At 41.4% G+C, this 17,138-nt stretch carries 16 protein-coding genes; 5 read left to right on the top strand and 11 right to left on the bottom strand.

Going from position 1 to position 17,138, the window contains the following annotated elements; translation table 11 throughout:
* Window positions 1-68: 68 nt before the first annotated feature.
* Both DVR12_RS18760 and DVR12_RS18755 read right to left on the bottom strand, forming a co-directional pair.
* On the bottom strand, window positions 69-962 hold the full coding sequence (locus DVR12_RS18760; RefSeq protein WP_116977324.1) for a class I SAM-dependent methyltransferase: 894 nt from the start codon (window positions 960-962) through the stop codon (window positions 69-71).
* Between the two features lie 27 nt (window positions 963-989).
* Complete coding sequence (locus tag DVR12_RS18755) at window positions 990-2,537, bottom strand: acyl-CoA mutase large subunit family protein (RefSeq protein WP_116977323.1); 1,548 nt, start codon at window positions 2,535-2,537, stop codon at window positions 990-992.
* A 94-nt stretch (window positions 2,538-2,631) separates the two neighbouring features.
* Between DVR12_RS18755 and DVR12_RS18750 the strand changes: the two genes are divergently transcribed.
* Entirely contained in the window at window positions 2,632-3,540 is a 909-nt protein-coding gene (locus tag DVR12_RS18750; protein WP_116977322.1) for a M23 family metallopeptidase, read from the top strand.
* 1 nt (window position 3,541) lies between these two features.
* Here DVR12_RS18750 and DVR12_RS18745 read toward each other — a convergent pair whose 3' ends face one another.
* The 4 genes from DVR12_RS18745 to DVR12_RS18730 form a co-directional block, all read right to left on the bottom strand.
* Window positions 3,542-4,063: a DUF7935 family protein gene (locus DVR12_RS18745; RefSeq protein ID WP_116977321.1), complete on the bottom strand. Its 522-nt coding sequence runs from the start codon at window positions 4,061-4,063 to the stop codon at window positions 3,542-3,544.
* Window positions 4,064-4,174: 111 nt separating this feature from the next.
* Complete coding sequence (locus DVR12_RS18740; RefSeq protein ID WP_199417145.1) at window positions 4,175-5,314, bottom strand: pyridoxal phosphate-dependent aminotransferase; 1,140 nt, start codon at window positions 5,312-5,314, stop codon at window positions 4,175-4,177.
* 291 nt (window positions 5,315-5,605) lie between these two features.
* Window positions 5,606-6,331 carry a DUF4397 domain-containing protein gene (locus DVR12_RS18735; protein ID WP_116977319.1) on the bottom strand — a complete coding sequence of 242 codons (726 nt, stop codon included), beginning with the start codon at window positions 6,329-6,331 and terminating at the stop codon, window positions 5,606-5,608.
* A 43-nt stretch (window positions 6,332-6,374) separates the two neighbouring features.
* The gene (locus DVR12_RS18730; protein WP_116977318.1) at window positions 6,375-7,571 is read right to left on the bottom strand and encodes a serine hydrolase; all 1,197 of its coding nucleotides are present in this window, start codon (window positions 7,569-7,571) and stop codon (window positions 6,375-6,377) included.
* A 215-nt stretch (window positions 7,572-7,786) separates the two neighbouring features.
* Here DVR12_RS18730 and secDF point away from each other — a divergent pair, with 215 nt between their 5' ends.
* Window positions 7,787-10,927: a protein translocase subunit SecDF gene (secDF, locus tag DVR12_RS18725; protein ID WP_116977317.1), complete on the top strand. Its 3,141-nt coding sequence runs from the start codon at window positions 7,787-7,789 to the stop codon at window positions 10,925-10,927.
* 84 nt (window positions 10,928-11,011) lie between these two features.
* On the opposite strand, the gene DVR12_RS18720 is transcribed toward secDF, so the two are convergent.
* From DVR12_RS18720 to nusB, 5 genes are all read right to left on the bottom strand, one after another.
* A complete protein-coding gene (locus DVR12_RS18720) occupies window positions 11,012-11,302 on the bottom strand; it encodes a HesB/IscA family protein (RefSeq protein WP_116977316.1) in 291 nt (96 codons plus the stop codon).
* Between the two features lie 165 nt (window positions 11,303-11,467).
* Entirely contained in the window at window positions 11,468-12,070 is a 603-nt protein-coding gene (gene coaE, locus DVR12_RS18715) for a dephospho-CoA kinase (protein ID WP_116977315.1), read from the bottom strand.
* Window positions 12,071-12,309: 239 nt separating this feature from the next.
* Window positions 12,310-12,651 carry a preprotein translocase subunit YajC gene (yajC, locus tag DVR12_RS18710; RefSeq protein ID WP_116977314.1) on the bottom strand — a complete coding sequence of 114 codons (342 nt, stop codon included), beginning with the start codon at window positions 12,649-12,651 and terminating at the stop codon, window positions 12,310-12,312.
* 28 nt (window positions 12,652-12,679) lie between these two features.
* Window positions 12,680-13,120 carry a DUF1573 domain-containing protein gene (locus tag DVR12_RS18705; protein WP_116977313.1) on the bottom strand — a complete coding sequence of 147 codons (441 nt, stop codon included), beginning with the start codon at window positions 13,118-13,120 and terminating at the stop codon, window positions 12,680-12,682.
* A 37-nt stretch (window positions 13,121-13,157) separates the two neighbouring features.
* Window positions 13,158-14,087: a transcription antitermination factor NusB gene (gene nusB / locus DVR12_RS18700; protein WP_116977312.1), complete on the bottom strand. Its 930-nt coding sequence runs from the start codon at window positions 14,085-14,087 to the stop codon at window positions 13,158-13,160.
* Between the two features lie 441 nt (window positions 14,088-14,528).
* Between nusB and DVR12_RS18695 the strand changes: the two genes are divergently transcribed.
* From DVR12_RS18695 to DVR12_RS18685, 3 genes are all read left to right on the top strand, one after another.
* Window positions 14,529-14,810: a co-chaperone GroES gene (locus tag DVR12_RS18695; protein WP_079473337.1), complete on the top strand. Its 282-nt coding sequence runs from the start codon at window positions 14,529-14,531 to the stop codon at window positions 14,808-14,810.
* A gap of 48 nt (window positions 14,811-14,858) precedes the next feature.
* Window positions 14,859-16,496, top strand: coding sequence for a chaperonin GroEL (gene groL / locus DVR12_RS18690; protein ID WP_116977311.1), 1,638 nt, complete (start codon window positions 14,859-14,861; stop codon window positions 16,494-16,496).
* 134 nt (window positions 16,497-16,630) lie between these two features.
* Window positions 16,631-17,116: an FKBP-type peptidyl-prolyl cis-trans isomerase gene (locus DVR12_RS18685; RefSeq protein ID WP_116977310.1), complete on the top strand. Its 486-nt coding sequence runs from the start codon at window positions 16,631-16,633 to the stop codon at window positions 17,114-17,116.
* Window positions 17,117-17,138 lie beyond the last annotated feature (22 nt).

The raw sequence follows: 17,138 nt of genomic DNA, 5'->3' as shown, positions 1-17,138 counted from the left end.
GCTCTAAATAAAAAAAGTAAGAGGCATCAAATATAGTTTGGTGCCTCTTACTTTTTTATAGAATCAATCTACAATTTACATTCGTAAACGATAGAGCTACATAAATCTACATTTTTCAAACCTTTACGGTAGGAGCGTAAACCATGGAAGAAGCCTGCGAATAGCCTGCTTTTGCCGGTTTTATATTTCTCACTCAGCAAGCTCACATAAAACCCATCAAACACCATTGGATGTTTTTTTATCAGTTTTAAATTATGTTGAGATAATAGTTGCTCCATGGAAGAAGGGCTGAAGTGGTATAGGTGTCTTGGAACATCATACGCCGCCCAAAATTCTTTATAAAAGCTGGCATCAACGGAGGTATAGTTTGGAACAGCAATCAGGAGAGAACCTCCAGGCTTTAATAAGGTACGAAGATGATCCAGATATTTGTGAAGGTCGTGAACGTGTTCCAGCACATGCCACATGGTGATGGCATCGTATTGTTGAGGAGGTAGTGAGTAAAGCTCTTCTATAGGTCGGGCATCTATTTGATGAATTTCTTTGGCATTTTTTCTCGCAATTTCATCCGGTTCCAGTCCTGTTACTTCCCAGCCGGCCTGTTTCATATAATGGAGAAATGCTCCGGTTCCGCTCCCAATGTCTAATACGCTCCCGGTTTTAAGGCTGGTGGAATGGCGTACCCAGTTATGTTTGGAGCGCAAGGTAATTTTTCTGACACTGTGATACAGGCGATTGATCAGTCCTTGTTTGGTTTCGGAATGGGATATGTATTCCTGCGATTGATAGTACTTGCCAATATTTGCGCTATCTGGTACATTCTGTGTGAAACGTCCACTGCACCCTCCGCAATGAAAGATATCAAATGATTCCTTAGATACAGTATAATCTTTGGCAGTCAATACTTCATGGATTTGCGATGAACCGCAAAGTGGACAGTTGTTGTAATAGATTAAGCTCATTTGTTTGTTAATACGCTTACAATGATTTTATTTATACTCTCCCCAGATTTCTCTGAGTACATCGGCGATTTCGCCGAGGGTACATAGGTTTTCGACTGCTGATATTACCGGAGGCATAAGGTTGGCGGTGCCATTGGCAGCATCTCTGATTGCTTGGAGAGAGGCTTTTGCAGCATCGTTGTCTCTACGCTCACGTAATGACTTTAAGCGTTCAGACTGAATGATTCTGATACTATCATCTATTCTGAAAACTTCTGGTGTAACATGATCAGCGGCTGTAAATTTATTAACACCAATGATTATTTTTTCATTATTCTCAATTTCCTGCTGATATTTATAGGCACTACGAGCTATTTCATCCTGTATAAACCCTTGCTCAATGGCACTTACAGCGCCACCCATCGCATCAATTTTATTAATAAGCTCCCAGGCTTTGCTTTCTACCTCATTGGTAAGGGCTTCCACATAAAAAGAGCCGGCCAGTGGATCAACTGTATCGGCAATGCCGCTTTCATACCCAACAATTTGTTGGGTGCGCAGGGCTATACGTGCGGCTTCCTCAGTAGGCAGGGAGAGGGCTTCATCATAGCCGTTGGTATGCAATGATTGGGTACCACCCAGGGTTGCAGCCATAGTTTGAATGGCCACCCTCACAATATTATTTTGAGGTTGTTGGGCTGTTAGGGTACTACCACCGGTTTGAGTATGGAACCTCAGCATCTGGGCCTTAGGATCTGTGGCGCCCAGTTCGGAAGTGATGTTTGCCCACATTCTTCTGGCAGCCCGGAATTTGGCTACTTCTTCAAACAGATGGTTATGAGCATTAAAGAAGAAACTTAAGCGTTTTGCAAAAACGTTGATCTCCAAACCTGCAGCAATTGCAGCTTTCAGATATGCTTTACCGTTAGCCAGTGTAAATGCCAGTTCCTGAACGGCATTTGAACCTGCTTCCCTGATATGATAGCCTGAAATAGAAATAGTGTTCCATTTTGGTACTTCTTTACTACAAAAGGCAAAAATGTCTGTAATAATACGCATAGAGGGCTGTGGAGGATAGATAAAGGTTCCTCTGGCAGCATACTCTTTCAGAATATCGTTTTGAATGGTTCCTGATATCTTTTTGATATCTGCCCCCTGCTTTTTGGCTAAGGCGATATAGAGGGCGAGCAGGATAAACCCGGTGGCGTTAATGGTCATGGAGGTAGAGATCTGTTCCAGGCTAATGCCTTTAAACAACCTCTCCATATCTTCCAGTGAATCGATAGCTACTCCCACTTTTCCAACTTCGCCTTCAGACATAGGGTGGTCTGAATCGTAACCGATCTGGGTAGGAAGGTCAAATGCTACGCTTAAACCCATCACCCCCTGGCTCAGCAGGTAGTGATAACGTTCGTTGGAGGCTTCCGCTGTACTAAACCCGGCATACTGGCGCATGGTCCATAACTTATCGCGGTACATCGTAGCATGTATGCCACGGGTAAAGGGAAAAACGCCCGGGCGCTCTTCCATTGGCACCGGCTGAGTATATAATGGTGCAATTTCTATCCCTGAATCGGTTTGAATGGTCTTTTCCATAGTATCAAAAACTAGCGTTGCAATGTTACAAATATTATGGTACTTCGCCAGTGAGAAAAATATCTATATTTTGTGAGAAAGTTCGACGCATCCTATGATCATTTATACGTTAATCGGAATCACGCTGTTATTGGCAGGCTTTAGCTTACATCTGGTATGGAAGGCCGGGAATCGCCCATTGAAGTATACCTACCCCTATTTGTTCTTAGGGCTTACCTTATGTGTATTCCTTTATCTGTTTGGGGTTTGGGTATATATTTCCATCTATACAAAATACCTTTTCGGGGCTTTAATTTTAATCTTCTGTATTAGTTATCTGGCCAGAAAGCACGATCATTCCGCCAGGCCATTGTCACGTTGGAAGAAAGTTACAAACCTGCTGATCTCAGGTGTTTTATTAGTCCTGATCGTCCTATATTTTACAGGAACTACCGGCAAGCCTAAGACTGTTGAGTTAGCATTTCCGTTTAAGCCGGGGCGTTATTTCGTCTTACAGGGCGGTAAAGGGCTGCCGACAAACTTATTTCATTTTAGTTTGAGGGGAGCCGTTTATGCAATGGACATTGTAAAGCTCAATAAATTTGGAGGCAGGGCAGATAAGATTTTCTCTAAAAACCTGGCCGACTATGAAATCTATAACGATACGATTTATGCACCATGTGATGGACTGGTGGCCAGGGCTGTGAGCAGCAACCCCGATAATATTCCGCCAAACATGAACCGTGGACCTAAAAATACCAACCAGATAGTGCTGGAAACACCCACCTTTAATGTATTTATGGCTCACCTGAAAATGAACAGCATTGTTGTAAGAGAAGGAGATTATGTCACAAAAGGACAACCCCTGGGATGCGTTGGTAACTCCGGATTCAGTACAGAACCACATTTACATATACAGGTACACGAAAAAACACCAGGTGTTGCCTGGTATTTTGGTAAACCTTTATATATTCATTTTAACGGTCGGGGCTATCTGCTGAATGAAGTAATCACCATCAAATAAATTAGCGCATGATTCTTTTAGCTTCTGCGTTAATTATTTGAGCAGTTAATTCGGCCGGAGATTCTCCTGCCTGCAGGAAAACTTCCAGTATTTGTTTATTTAATTCCAGCGCCGGGGCATCGGGAGGAAGTTGAACGGCTACCTGGTTTATAACGGAAATAGTTTGTTCTTTCAGCGTTTTTACTGCTTCCCAGGTCATGGCAGAAACATAGATCTGTTGGGTAACATTATGTTCGTATTCTGCTTTGATTTGCTGTACCATGGCTATTTGCATGTCAACAGCCGTAATACCCGGGATGTAAATACGTCCTATAAGGCTTTGAGGGGTGATCCTATCTACATATAAAGACAATCTTTCGTAAGCCTGTAATTGTAGGGGAAGTACCGCAGGATTTGGTGTACCAGGTTTTTCCTCGTCTTTGGTTCCTGTTGATTTATTCTTCTTAAATAGGTCTTTTACAGTTGGGTAAATAATCGCCACTGCGCCTATTGCAATTGCTATATATAGAAACTTCTGGTCCATCTTTCTGCGTTAAGCGCACAAATATAATAAAATTACATATATAGTTAAAATTTTTAAACTAAAGCAGCAAAGGAATCATTCCTTTGCTGCCAGTATAATATAGAGGATCGATTATTGGAGTTTAGCCAGCCAGGTTTTTATTCTCTCGATACCTTTTTCCAGTTTTTCCATGCTGTTTGCATATGAAAGGCGGATACACTCGTGTTGTTCGAATGCACTACCTGTAACTACAGAAACGTGAGCTTTATTCAATAAGTACATACTCAGATCATCAGCATTTTTAATATGAATGTCTTCGTACGATTTGTTGAAATACACGCTCACATCCGGCAGCATATAAAATGCACCTTCCGGGTTGTTTACTTTCAGACCTGGAATTTCATTCAGGGCTTTGTTAACGAAAGCACGGCGTTTTTTAAATTCAGCCACCATTTCATCAACAGTAGTAAGATCGCCCATCAGTGCAGTGATAGCAGCGCGTTGGGTGATAGAGCAGGTTGCAGATGTAAACTGGCTCTGGATGTTATCGCAGGCCTTAGCAATGTGAAGAGGTGCCGCTAAATAACCAAGACGCCAGCCAGTCATTGCAAAACCTTTACTCAGACCATTAATAACAATGGTACGGTTGATAAGGTCTCCAAACTGTGCAATGCTCTCATGTTTACCTTCGTAGTTGATGTATTCGTAGATTTCGTCAGAAATGATGTAGATCTGAGGATGCTTCGCAAAAACTGCTGCCAAGCCTGCCAATTCTTCCTTAGAATATACAGCACCAGAAGGATTACAAGGGGAGGAGAACATGAACAACTTAGATTTAGGCGTAATAGCTGCTTCTAATTGTTCTGGAGTGATCTTGTAATTATTTTCCAGTGTACCAGGAATAAATACCGGATTTCCTTCAGCCAGAATTACCTGTTCTGAATATGAAACCCAATAAGGGGTGGGGATGAGTACATCATCTCCTGGGTTTACAACACTCAATACCACGTTAGCCAGACATTGTTTGGCACCAGTACTTACCACGATTTGTTCCGGAGTATAAGTTAAGCCATTGTCGCGTTTCAACTTATGCACTACTGCTTGTCTTACATCCAGGTAGCCTGCAACTGGGGTATAGTGGGTATAACCGTCATCGATAGCCTTCTTCGCTGCTTCACGGATGTAGGCGGGTGTATCGAAATCAGGTTCGCCGATGCTAAGATCTATAACATCAATGCCCTGTGCTTTTAACTCGCGTCCGAGTTTAGACATTTTGATGGTTTGAGGCTCCGAAATCTTGGACAGCCTATCTGCTAGTTGATTCATGTTTTTATTATGATTGAATTGACAGGGGACAAACCTACACAAAAAAAGTAGATATTCTAAGCAATTTGTCTCTTTGGAGTAACAAGGAATAAGACTTAGGTATATAGCCCCTTTGAGGGTGATTTTTTATTTTGAAGAAAGGATAGAAAGTGATTTTAAACTCATTCTGTATAAAAGAAAAGGATGCATCAATTTTTATTGATACATCCTTTTCTGAAAAATTTATTTCAATTTATTTTATTGCCAGTAGCTCAGGAAGGCATTAACGCCTAATTTATCGGTACCTGTGCTGGCTTTAGAACCATACAGGTAGATAGTATATACTGCTCCATAGTTTAAGTAACCAACAGACAAACTTGCGCTGTTAGCTAATACAGTTTCAGTTCCGGCGGCTTTAATAGTCACCCTGTCGTTTATACTGAAGTTGGTAAACTGTTTGAAACGGGTAGATTCTTCGCTGGTAGGGTTTTGCAGCATAGTACGGTTGCTGTCGATTTTCTCATTGCCAACGTAAACATCTACCGGACCAGCATCCTGGCTCAGGTTTAAGAAGCGGATGTTGATCTTATTCAGATCTACTCCTGTAAAATCAGATTTAACTGCCAGTGCCCTCACTGGTGTAGAACCAAATATCAGGAAGTTATAATAAGCTGTAGAGTCGTAATTCGTAGTATTAGTAACGATTACACTGTCACTTCCTTTCTTTCTCAGTTCAAACTTATGTAATCCACCATACACATAATATCTGGAATAAAAATTATAGTAAATGGTGCTATCGCTTACTTTCTGATCATTGTCATAGAATTGTGGATCAACAGCGATATTTGATACATTCATAAACCAGATAGAAGCCATTGGTCTGCTTGGGGTAAAATCATTCTTGTTTTTTAAGCAGGAAGAAAACCCGATAGCGATTGTCAACAGGGCTACTATCCCCCATACGCGATTTTTCTTGGTTAGCATTAGCTCTCAGTTTTTGTGTTATATACAGTTGTTTTTTTATTTCTCAGTCGATTGGCAGGTGAAAACGTGACAGGTCTGGTAAAATATTTCGGTGCCGATTCACTTCTGCTGTGTAAATAATTTCTCCCAGGGCCTGAAGAAATGGTTTGCCTATTTCTTCAAATGCCTGATGGTCGTCTCCCAAAATACCGCTGGTATTCACGAATATACTGGCTGATAAAAGGAACTCTGTTTTTTTTGCAAGGTCCACAATATAAGCTGTATCAGTTAAAAATCCGTATGCCCATCCAGGTTTATTAAAAATTCTGATATGATCAGGTATTTTCTGTGTTTTCAGTCCTCCATAAAGCAAAAACTTGGTATAAGCCTGGTGATATAGCGTTGGATCATATCCAGGATATTCCTTAGTTGGATAGGCCGACATACTTCGATACAAAAAACGGTAATCTGAATCTGTTAAACGGAAACGTTGCGGAATTGTTACAGCCTCCGGAAAAATTATGCTCCTTAATATTTGGTGTAAGCTGGTGAGGCGCAATCTGTTCCGGTGCGAAAAGTCCATCGGCTGCATTTCCAGCTTATCCAGATGGTTGTAATAGGCTTCTCCGGCCAGATCAGATCTTTGAGGGAACAACAAACGGCTATACTGGGCAGGTTGCTGATATAAGATCTTTTGCTCAAGTTTAAAACTAACGGGGTTCGTCCACCTATTGGCCTCCTCATGTAAGGGTAACCCTACCCGGTGCCGGATCTGAACATCCCTATACCCCATCTCCCATAATCTTTTATTAAAATGTTCCTGCCCAAGCCATTCATAAAGCCTGTTATAGGCATCGTTATCGCTTATCAGAAAAATTTTCCTGATATAATTGGCTATACTGGGCAATCTGTTAGGAGAGGTAATATCCCTGTGTACCCCGGTATTTACTCCCATGAGGGGGGCGGTATAGAAAGGGGTTTCCGGGGAGATATTAATCCTCAGATCATTTAATTTTTCCAATGCCAGGGCAGCTGCCGGCAATTTGACAGTTGACGCAGGATAAAAGTAGGTGTCAGGATCTACACCATAATGATAATCAGTAAATTGAGGCTCCTGCGACTCATTACGGTCAATCCGGGTATAAATTATTTGCAATCTGTATTTTTCCGGGTCACTAAAAACAGGTCCTAATCTGGTAAATTGACTTTTCAGCAAAGCTTCCAGAAAATTATCTGTTGCCGGATAATGTCGGGTTTGCATATATTTGTCGTTATTAGTGATTGTAAAGCAAAGGAATTTTCTAAAATAAAGACCAGAATCCAGGATCTGCAGAACGCTAAAAAAGAACGCCGGCAAATCTGAAAAGCAGGCTTGTATTGATTTTGCACCTCTTTTAACAAGGACTTTAATATATCGATTTAAATTCTATCTTTGCAACTCTTAAAATTTTTTTTTATAAACCCGAAACAAACAGTATGCAACTTAAAGGACTGGTAAGATTTTTTGCCATCGCACTGATCCTTATCTCTTTGTACCAATTGTCCTTCACGTTTTTGGTGCGGAACTATGAGAAGAAGATAGACCAGCAGGCCGAAAACGATGTGGCTAAACAGTACCCTACACCTGAAAAGAAATATCCGGGCAGTCAAGAGCTTCAAAGCTTCTACTCTGATACATTAACAGGCTATGTAAAGGATAGGAGACAAGAGATTCTGGACAGTACCAGCAGCAAGCAAATTGCAGGTTTCCCTTGGTACGTTACCTACACCAAAGCAAAGGAGAAGGAACTGAACCTGGGTCTAGACCTCGTAGGTGGTATGAACGTTGTACTGGAAGTAAACGTGGAAGATGTAATCCGCGCACTTTCTGGTCAATCTAAGGACGCCGCTTTCAATAGAGCGCTGGAAAGGGCAAATGAGCTCAAGAAAACTAACCAGTCAGACTATGTTACTTTGTTCGGGCAAGCATATGCTGAAGTAGCGCCTCAGGGCAAACTGGCAAATATCTTTGCAAATGCTTATCAAAAGGATATCACCTTCAACTCTTCCAATTCTCAGGTATTGGATATGATTCGTAGAGAATCTAAGGTTGCTATCAAAAACACCTACACTGTACTGCAAAAACGTATTGATAAATTCGGGGTTGCTCAACCAAACATCAGCCTGGATGAAAATAAAGGCCTGATCTCCGTTGAATTGGCAGGTGTTGATAATGCTGCCCGTGTTCATAAATATTTACAGGCTACTGCAAACCTGGAATTCAGAGATGTTTACAAAAACTCTCCTGAAGTTTACCAGAATATCCTGTATCCATTGAACGATGCCATTAAGCTTTCTTTACCAACCAATGCTCCTGCTACTACTGCAACTAAGGTAGATACAGCAGCAAATAAGGCAGCAGGTGATACTACCGGTAGCTTAAGCTCTTTCATTAATAAAGGAGGAAAAGATTCTGCAACGTCTACCAGGGACCTGCAAATGCAACAGGCACAAAAAGAGAATCCTCTGTTTGCGTTAATTCGCCCTAACGTGGATCCTCAAAGTGGAAACCTGTATCCTTCTTCTTCTATAGGATCTATCTACCCTAAAGATACTGCTACCTTCAATCGCTACCTGCAATTACCTGCAGTAAAGAACGTATTGCCTAAGGATGCAGTTTTCGCATTAGGTGCTGAAAATAAAGAAGATAAACATGGCCCTATCGCCGTTTATATTCTTAAAGTTAATCCAGCTACTCCTGGTGCCCGTATCGGTGGCGAAAGCATCGTTGATGCCCGTCAGGACTTCGACCAGCATGGCCGCGCTGAAATCAGCATGACTATGGACGCAACCGGAGCACACGAATGGAGAAAATGGACCAACGAATTAAAACCTGCAGATGAAAAGAATCCGGCCAGCTACAACTACATCGCTGTAGTACTGGATAATATCGTTTATTCTGCTCCTTCTATCCAACAGGAAATCGCAGGTGGCCGTTCTTCTATCAGTGGTAGTTTCACCCCTGAAGAAGCAGCCGATCTGGCAAACATCCTGAAATCAGGTAAAATGCCTGCTCCTGCTCAAATCGTTCAGGAACAAATTGTAGGACCAACCCTGGGTGCCGAATCTATCGCAGCTGGTGCTAAATCCTTCATGATCTCCTTCGTGATCATTTTCATCCTGATGCTGGTATATTATAATACCGCAGGTTGGGTAGCTAACATCGCCTTAATTCTGAACCTCCTGTATACTTTCGGTATCCTGGCCTCCATGGGCGCTACGCTCACTATGGCTGGTATCGCCGGTATGGTTCTCACTATCGGTATGGCCGTGGATACCAACGTAATCATCTTCGAAAGAATCAAGGATGAACTTACGCATGGTAAATCTTATGCCGATGCTGTAAGAGACGGTTACAGACGCTCTTATGCACCGGTACTCGATGGTCACATTACCTCTTTATTAACTGCAATCATCCTGTTCTACTTCGGTTTAGGTCCGGTACTTGGTTTCGCAACCACTCAGATCATAGGTTTGCTCCTGTCTCTGTTCTGCGGTATCCTGGTATCCCGTATGGTAACCGACTTCTGGATGAAGAGAAAAAGACACTTCGAATACTTTACTCCAATTTCACGTAAAGTGTTCAAACATGCAGCTTTCGATTTCGTAGGTAAACGTAAAATCGCTTATGTTATCTCTGCTATCGTAATGATTGCTGGTGCTTCTTCTTTCTTCCATGGTTTCGATCACGGTATCGATTTCTCCGGTGGTCGTAGCTATACTGTTCGTTTCGAACACTCAATGAACAGACAGGAAGTGGCTGATCAACTGGAAAAAGAGTTCCAATCAGAAGTTTTCGTAAAAACTATCGGTTCTACTAACCAATTGAGTATCACTACTTCCTATAAAGTTGAACAACAAAACCAGGAAGTAGATAAAGAAGTTGCGGCTAAACTCTATAACGGTCTGAAAAAATACTATGATGCTTCTGTTACTCCGGAAGTATTCAACAACCGTTATGTAATTGGTTCTCAAACTGTATCTCCAACTATTTCGGACGATTTACGCGCCGGTGCGGTTAAAGCAACCGTTTTATCACTGGTAGCTATCTTCCTGTATATCTTACTCCGTTTCAGCAAGTGGCAGTACTCCATCGGTACTATCTTCTCTTTGCTGCACGACGTAATGGTAATCCTGGCAGTATTCTCATGGTGCCGTTCTTTCGTTCCATTCACATTGGAAATTGACCAGCACTTCATCGCTGCGATCCTGACAGTTATCGGTTTCTCTATGAACGATACCGTGATTGTATTCGACCGTATCCGTGAATACTTCAGAACTGGAGCTCATGGCCGCGATAGAGATGTTGTTATCAACAAAGCGATCAATGATACATTGAGCCGTACCATTATGACCTCCCTGACAGTGTTCCTGACCATCCTGATTCTCTTTATCTTCGGTGGTGAAGTAACCCGCGGATTCGCATTCGCAATGTTAGTGGGTGTTGTTACCGGTACTTATTCTTCTATCTTCGTTGCTGCTCCGGTATTGGTAGATTTCGACAAGAACAACCAACTGGCAAATGAAGGTGAATCAGTAGACGTATCAGCTAAAAAAGCTGCTCCTGCTACTAAGTAAGATCAACTGAAATAATGTTTGATACATAAAAAAACCTCTCTCTACCATGTAGAGAGAGGTTTTATTTTTTAATTATGTTGATGCTTATTTTTTTCTGAATACAAATCCCCGGGTATCTTCTGCCTGCTGATAATCAATTTCCATTCCCAACAGGTACATGCCGTGGGCTTTTTTCATAATTACAGGAATTCCGGCTATCTCAAAGAGCTCGTCATCGCTTGCTTTCTCATCGAAGCCAATCATATAAGCCATTCCGGAACATCCGCCTCCTTTAATTCCTACTCTTAAATAGGGAGAGGTGGCCTGGCCAGATTCCAGCAATTTTTTTATTATATCTATAGCGGTAGTGGTTAATTCTAAAGGTGCCTCACTCATGGTAAATCTCCATTTTTTTGCAAAAATAGGAAATAGGGGTGGGTTAGCATTAAATTGCTATCCATGAGGTAACCTCAGGCTTCAGACTTTTTCCCTGGCCTGGAAGAGGATACTGTCTTCTAAAATTGATCTTCTTTTGGCTTGGGTACAATCCTTCCGGTATACTTAGGCTTGCTGAGAGGCGGCAAGTGCCAATAGCTGTTCGTGGAGTGCCAATACCTGTGGTATGACCATTTTTTGTTCGTCGTTATAAATGATATAGTCGGATAGTTTCATTTTGATGCTTTCATCAATCTGTTTATTGATTCTTGCCAGCACATCTTCCCTGGAAACATTATCGCGTTTCATAACGCGCTGTATTCTAAGTGGTTGAGGTGCATAAACGCCGATAATTTTATCTAAATGATGGAAAGATTCGGATTCAAACAGGAGGGCGGCTTCTTTCAATACATAGGGGGCTGATTGTTCTAAAGCCCATTGATCAGCATCTTTGATGGTAGCCGGATGTACCAATGAGTTCAGGATCTTTAATTTTTCTTTATCATTAAAAACGATATTACCCAGTTGTTTTCTGTTTAATACTCCGTTTTGATCGTATACATCATTCCCAAAATGGGCTTTTATCTGAGCAACTAATTCCTGATCCCTTATCATTATGTCTTTCGCCTTATCGTCTGCATAGTAAACAGGGATACCTAATAGTTCAAATATTTTGCTGACGGTGCTTTTGCCGGATCCAATTCCTCCGGTGATTCCAATCTTTAACATAAGCGAAAGGTATGAAAAATTGCTCACAGGCTCGCCTTTCTCGGAGAGAAGCAAAGGTTAATATTAAGAGGCAAAGAAAGTATTAAATATTAAAGCGGATGTTTTTAAGAATTGAAGATTAGTTTCTTATATACCAAAAACTAATCTTCAATTCTTAAAAATATCCGCTTTTTTATAAAAATTCTTTGTTGCTTAATATTAGTCTTTGCTTCTTTGCGAGAAACAACGAGCCAGCGAGTTTATTTAGTCTCAGCAGCTTTTTGAGTATTTGAATACTCCATGCTGATAGCAGAGCGTTCGATAGTAAAAGTGGTTCCCGGACTAACCTCGATCAGAACAGTACCTTCCGGATTAAATTTCTTTATTTTACCATGGATACCGGCGATAGTAACAATTTTATCACCTTCTTTCAGGTTTTCGATAAATTGTTTCTGTTGTTTCGCTTTTTTAGTTTGAGGACGGATCATAAAGAGCCACATGATGAGGATCATACCACCAATGAACAGGATAGTTTGGATTCCGCCTCCGCCTTGAGCGCCTCCCGCCGGAGGAGCCATTAGTAAAATGTTTAGAATGTTCATCTATTTGTTGATTTATTAGTTTAATCTCTTATTTAGTGAGGATATTGCACTGGATTTTAGGCCCCATGATGTAACCTTCACTGCCGTTGGTTTTAATAGAGATTTCCTTTTCGGTATATCCCGATTTTCCATGACTATCAAAAATAACTTTCATAAAGCCTGATTCACCTGGTTTAATGGGTTCCTTAGGCCATTCTGGTACAGTACATCCACAGCTTGAAATGGCATCCTGAATAACAACCGGGCTTTTCCCATTGTTGGTGAATTTGAAAGAATATTCTACTTTTTCACCTTCGTGAATATCGCCAAAGTTATGAACCTTTTCTTCAAAGGTCAATGCGTTAGCCAGACTGGTATCTACTTTTTCCTGGCTATTGTTTGCCGATTGGCCGGCAGACTGGGTATTTCCATTATTGCAAGCTACTACGAGCAAGCATCCTAAAGCGAATAAACAGAACAGTTTTTTCATGGCATTGCTATTTTAGGCTAAAAATAACTTTTCCCACTTACTTTTTAGGGCGGTCCTGTTTTTGAACTAATTGTTCTTTTTCCAGGTCTTTCAGGATATTATCCAGAATCCCGTTGATAAACTGTCCGCTTTGTGGAGTGCTATATGCTTTAGCCAGATCAATATATTCGTTGATGGTTACTTTGGTAGGGATGGTAGGGAAGTAAAGGAATTCGCAAACGCCCATTTCCATAAGTAACATATCTACAGCGGCTATACGCTCAGAGTCCCAGTTTTGTAGTTTAGGCTTGATGAGCTCCAGGCAATACTCTTTTTTATCGATTACTGTCAGTAATAATTCTCTGGCATAATCCAGCTTTTCTTTACTGATCAGTTGCAGGAAGTTGAAGAGGTGTGGTTTATTGAAGTAATTATTGATCAAAATGCCCATCATTTCTTCATCATCTCCCCAGTGCAGGAAGGTATCTTCCATATGCTGGATGAACAGCTCATTTTTAGCTAGTATTTCTTTGTAGATGAATTCCAGTATCTCTTTTTCTCCGGCTTTTGTTCTGGTATTATCAGCAATATATGCTTTGTAGGTATCTGTAGCTACCAGCAGGTTATAGAGCTTTCTGATCAGACCTTCATCGGTATGCTGCTTCATTTTCCATTGCTCCAGATTTACCTGAAAGCCTTTGTCACCAGTTATCTGGTAAATAAATTCATTTCCGGCAATCTTGGTGTTTACCTGCAGATCTTCTGCGGATGGTAAATGCTTGGAAGCACGGGATTGTGCATCAATTTCTGCATATTGGGCCACCTGTACTACTGAGTATAGCAGGTAGGTAAATATCTGGCAAGTCTGATCCAGCTTTTCATTTAAAAGTCTGGTAGCCGTGCCTGGCTTAATACTGCTTTGCTCCATCGTTTCCAGGGCGTATAGTGTTTGCATCACCTTTACCCGGATATTTCTTCTACTGATCATCGTATAAAAAAGAACTGGTATAAGGGCGCAAAACTAGAGAAAAATTTTCATATTTGTAGCTCGCGTTGCTCGCTTGTTTCTCGCAAAGGGGCATAAGAAGCAAAGAAGCAAAGAAAAGTATGGATCGAATCGATTGTTTTATGGCTTATTAAGTATATATCGATAGGTTTCAATAAATATAAAAACTGTCAAAAATCCACAAAACAATCGCTTCGGTCCTTATGCTTCTTTGCTTCTTATGCCCCTTTGCGAGAAACAAGCGAGCAACGCGAGCTAACCGAAACTGTCATTTTTTCGCAGAGGTTGTCATGATTTGTCAGTATGCTAACAACGCAATACCTTAGTAACCTGCAAATTTGACCCAAATTGAGCCTTGGCATAATTCTCGTGGACGGAAGAGACACAAAAAAAACAAAACATCTTTTTTAAATAAAAACTACTATGGCTAAACAATTAAGTATTAAACCTTTAGCTGACAGGGTGATCGTGAAACCTGCAGCAGCAGAAGAGAAGACAGCTGGTGGTATCATCATCCCGGATACCGCAAAAGAAAAACCAGTGAGAGGCACCGTAGTGGCTGCTGGTCCTGGTAAAAAAGATGAGCCTATCACCGTTAAAGTAGGCGATACCGTATTGTATGGTAAATACTCTGGTCAGGAACTTCCGATTGAAGGCGAAGATTACTTAATCATGCGTGAATCAGATATCCTTGCTATCGTTTAATAGCCCGGATATATTTTAATTCCTAAATAAGAAAATCTATAAATTATCATGGCAAAACAAATATTCTTCAATATAGAGGCCCGCAACAAAATGAAAAAGGGTGTTGATACCCTGGCGGATGCCGTTAAAGTAACTCTGGGACCAAAAGGCCGTAACGTAGTAATTGAAAAGAAATTTGGTGCTCCAGGCATTACTAAAGACGGTGTTTCAGTTGCAAAGGAAATTGAACTGGACGATGCAGTTGAAAACATGGGCGCTCAAATGGTGAAGGAAGTAGCATCTAAAACTGCTGATCTGGCAGGTGACGGTACTACCACTGCTACCGTTCTCGCTCAGGCTATCATCGGCGAAGGTTTGAAAAACGTAGCTGCAGGTGCTAACCCAATGGACCTGAAGCGCGGTATGGACAAAGCTGTTAAAGCTGTTGTTGAAAACCTGAGAAAACAATCAGAAAAAATCGGTAACGACAATAAAAAAATCGAACAAGTTGCTTCTATCTCTGCAAACAACGATAGCGAAATCGGTAAACTGATCGCTGAAGCTATGCAGAAAGTAACTAAAGACGGTGTTATCACTGTTGAAGAAGCTAAAGGTACCGATACTACTGTTGAAGTAGTAGAAGGTATGCAGTTCGATCGTGGTTACCTGTCTCCATATTTCATCACTAACAGTGAGAAAATGCAAGCCGAACTGGCTAATCCTTACATCCTGATCTACGACAAAAAGATCAGCACCATGAAGGATATTCTCCACATCCTGGAGAAAGTAGCTCAACAAGGCGCTCCTTTGGTTATCATCTCTGAAGACCTGGAAGGTGAAGCATTAGCTACTCTCGTTGTAAATAAATTACGTGGTACCCTGAAAGTTGCTGCTGTTAAGGCTCCTGGCTTTGGTGACAGAAGAAAGGATATGCTTCAGGATATCGCTACCCTCACCGGTGGTATCGTAATCAGCGAAGAACAAGGTTACAAACTGGAAAATGCCGACCTCACTTACCTGGGTAAAGCAGAATCAGTAACTATCGATAAAGATAATACTACCGTTGTAGGTGGTAAAGGCGATAAAGAAGCTATCCAGGCTCGTATCGGCCAGATTAAAGCTCAAATCGAAGTAACTACTTCTGATTACGACCGCGAAAAATTACAGGAACGCCTGGCTAAATTAAGCGGTGGAGTTGCTGTACTTTACGTAGGTGCTGCTACTGAAGTAGAAATGAAAGAGAAGAAAGATCGCGTAGACGATGCTTTACACGCTACCCGCGCTGCCGTTGAAGAAGGTATCGTTCCTGGTGGTGGTGTTGCTTACATCCGCGCTATCGAATCTCTCGACACCCTGAAAGGTGATAACAACGACGAACAAACTGGTATCACTATCGTTAAACGTGCTATCGAAGAACCTCTTCGCCAAATCACTGCTAACGCCGGTATCGAAGGTTCTATCGTAGTTCAGAAAGTTAAAGAAGGTAAAGGTGATTTCGGTTTCAACGCCCGCACCGAAACTTACGAAAACTTACTGGCTGCCGGAGTTATCGACCCAACTAAAGTTAGCCGTATCGCATTGGAAAATGCTGCGTCTATTGCTTCTATGCTCCTGACTACAGAATGCGTAATCGCTGATAAACCTGAACCTAAATCTGCTGCCCCTGCAATGGGTCCTGGCGGTCATGGTATGGGTATGGATTATTAATAGTCCGTCCAACTTATATTAAAAAACTCCCCCTACTCTGTAGAGGGAGTTTTTTTTATGCTAATTAATTTATCCTGTTGTAACTTTAACAATTCAAAATCCGTTACACCATCAATACCAGAAAAAAGAAGCGGATGAAAATAGTTGTACGTTTATTTAGCACCTGTTTACTGTTCACACTAATTGCCTGTGCCAAAAATAAGGATGGGGGCTTCCAAATGATGGACCCGGCATCCGATATTTCTATCCAGGCATATTTACGCCAGCAAAACGACACTACTGCAATTAAAGATATTTCAGGTATTTATTATACTATTATAAAACCTGGAGACGGAGTACATTTCTGTAAACCTACCAGCGTACCATCTATCGTTTACTCATCAAAACTGCTGAACGGAAGAACCGTTTTTAGTTCCTTTGTACCTACCGACTTCGATCACCGTGAGCTGAAAAATCATATTCCGGGATGGCAGATCGGATTGTTAAAAATCTCAGTAGGGGGTAAAATCAGACTTTATATCCCTCCAGAATATGCGTATGGGAATGTGGGTGTTACGGGAGTAATCCCTCCTAATGCAATCCTTATCTCTGAAATAGAGCTGGTTAGCATAGTAGAGTAGTAATCACTTTATTTATTTTATA

The sequence above is a fragment of the Chitinophaga silvatica genome (assembly GCF_003419895.1).
GTDB classification, from domain to species: domain Bacteria; phylum Bacteroidota; class Bacteroidia; order Chitinophagales; family Chitinophagaceae; genus Chitinophaga; species Chitinophaga silvatica.
Note: the sequence above shows the minus strand (reverse complement) of the source record. Positions and strands in the feature narration are given on the sequence as shown.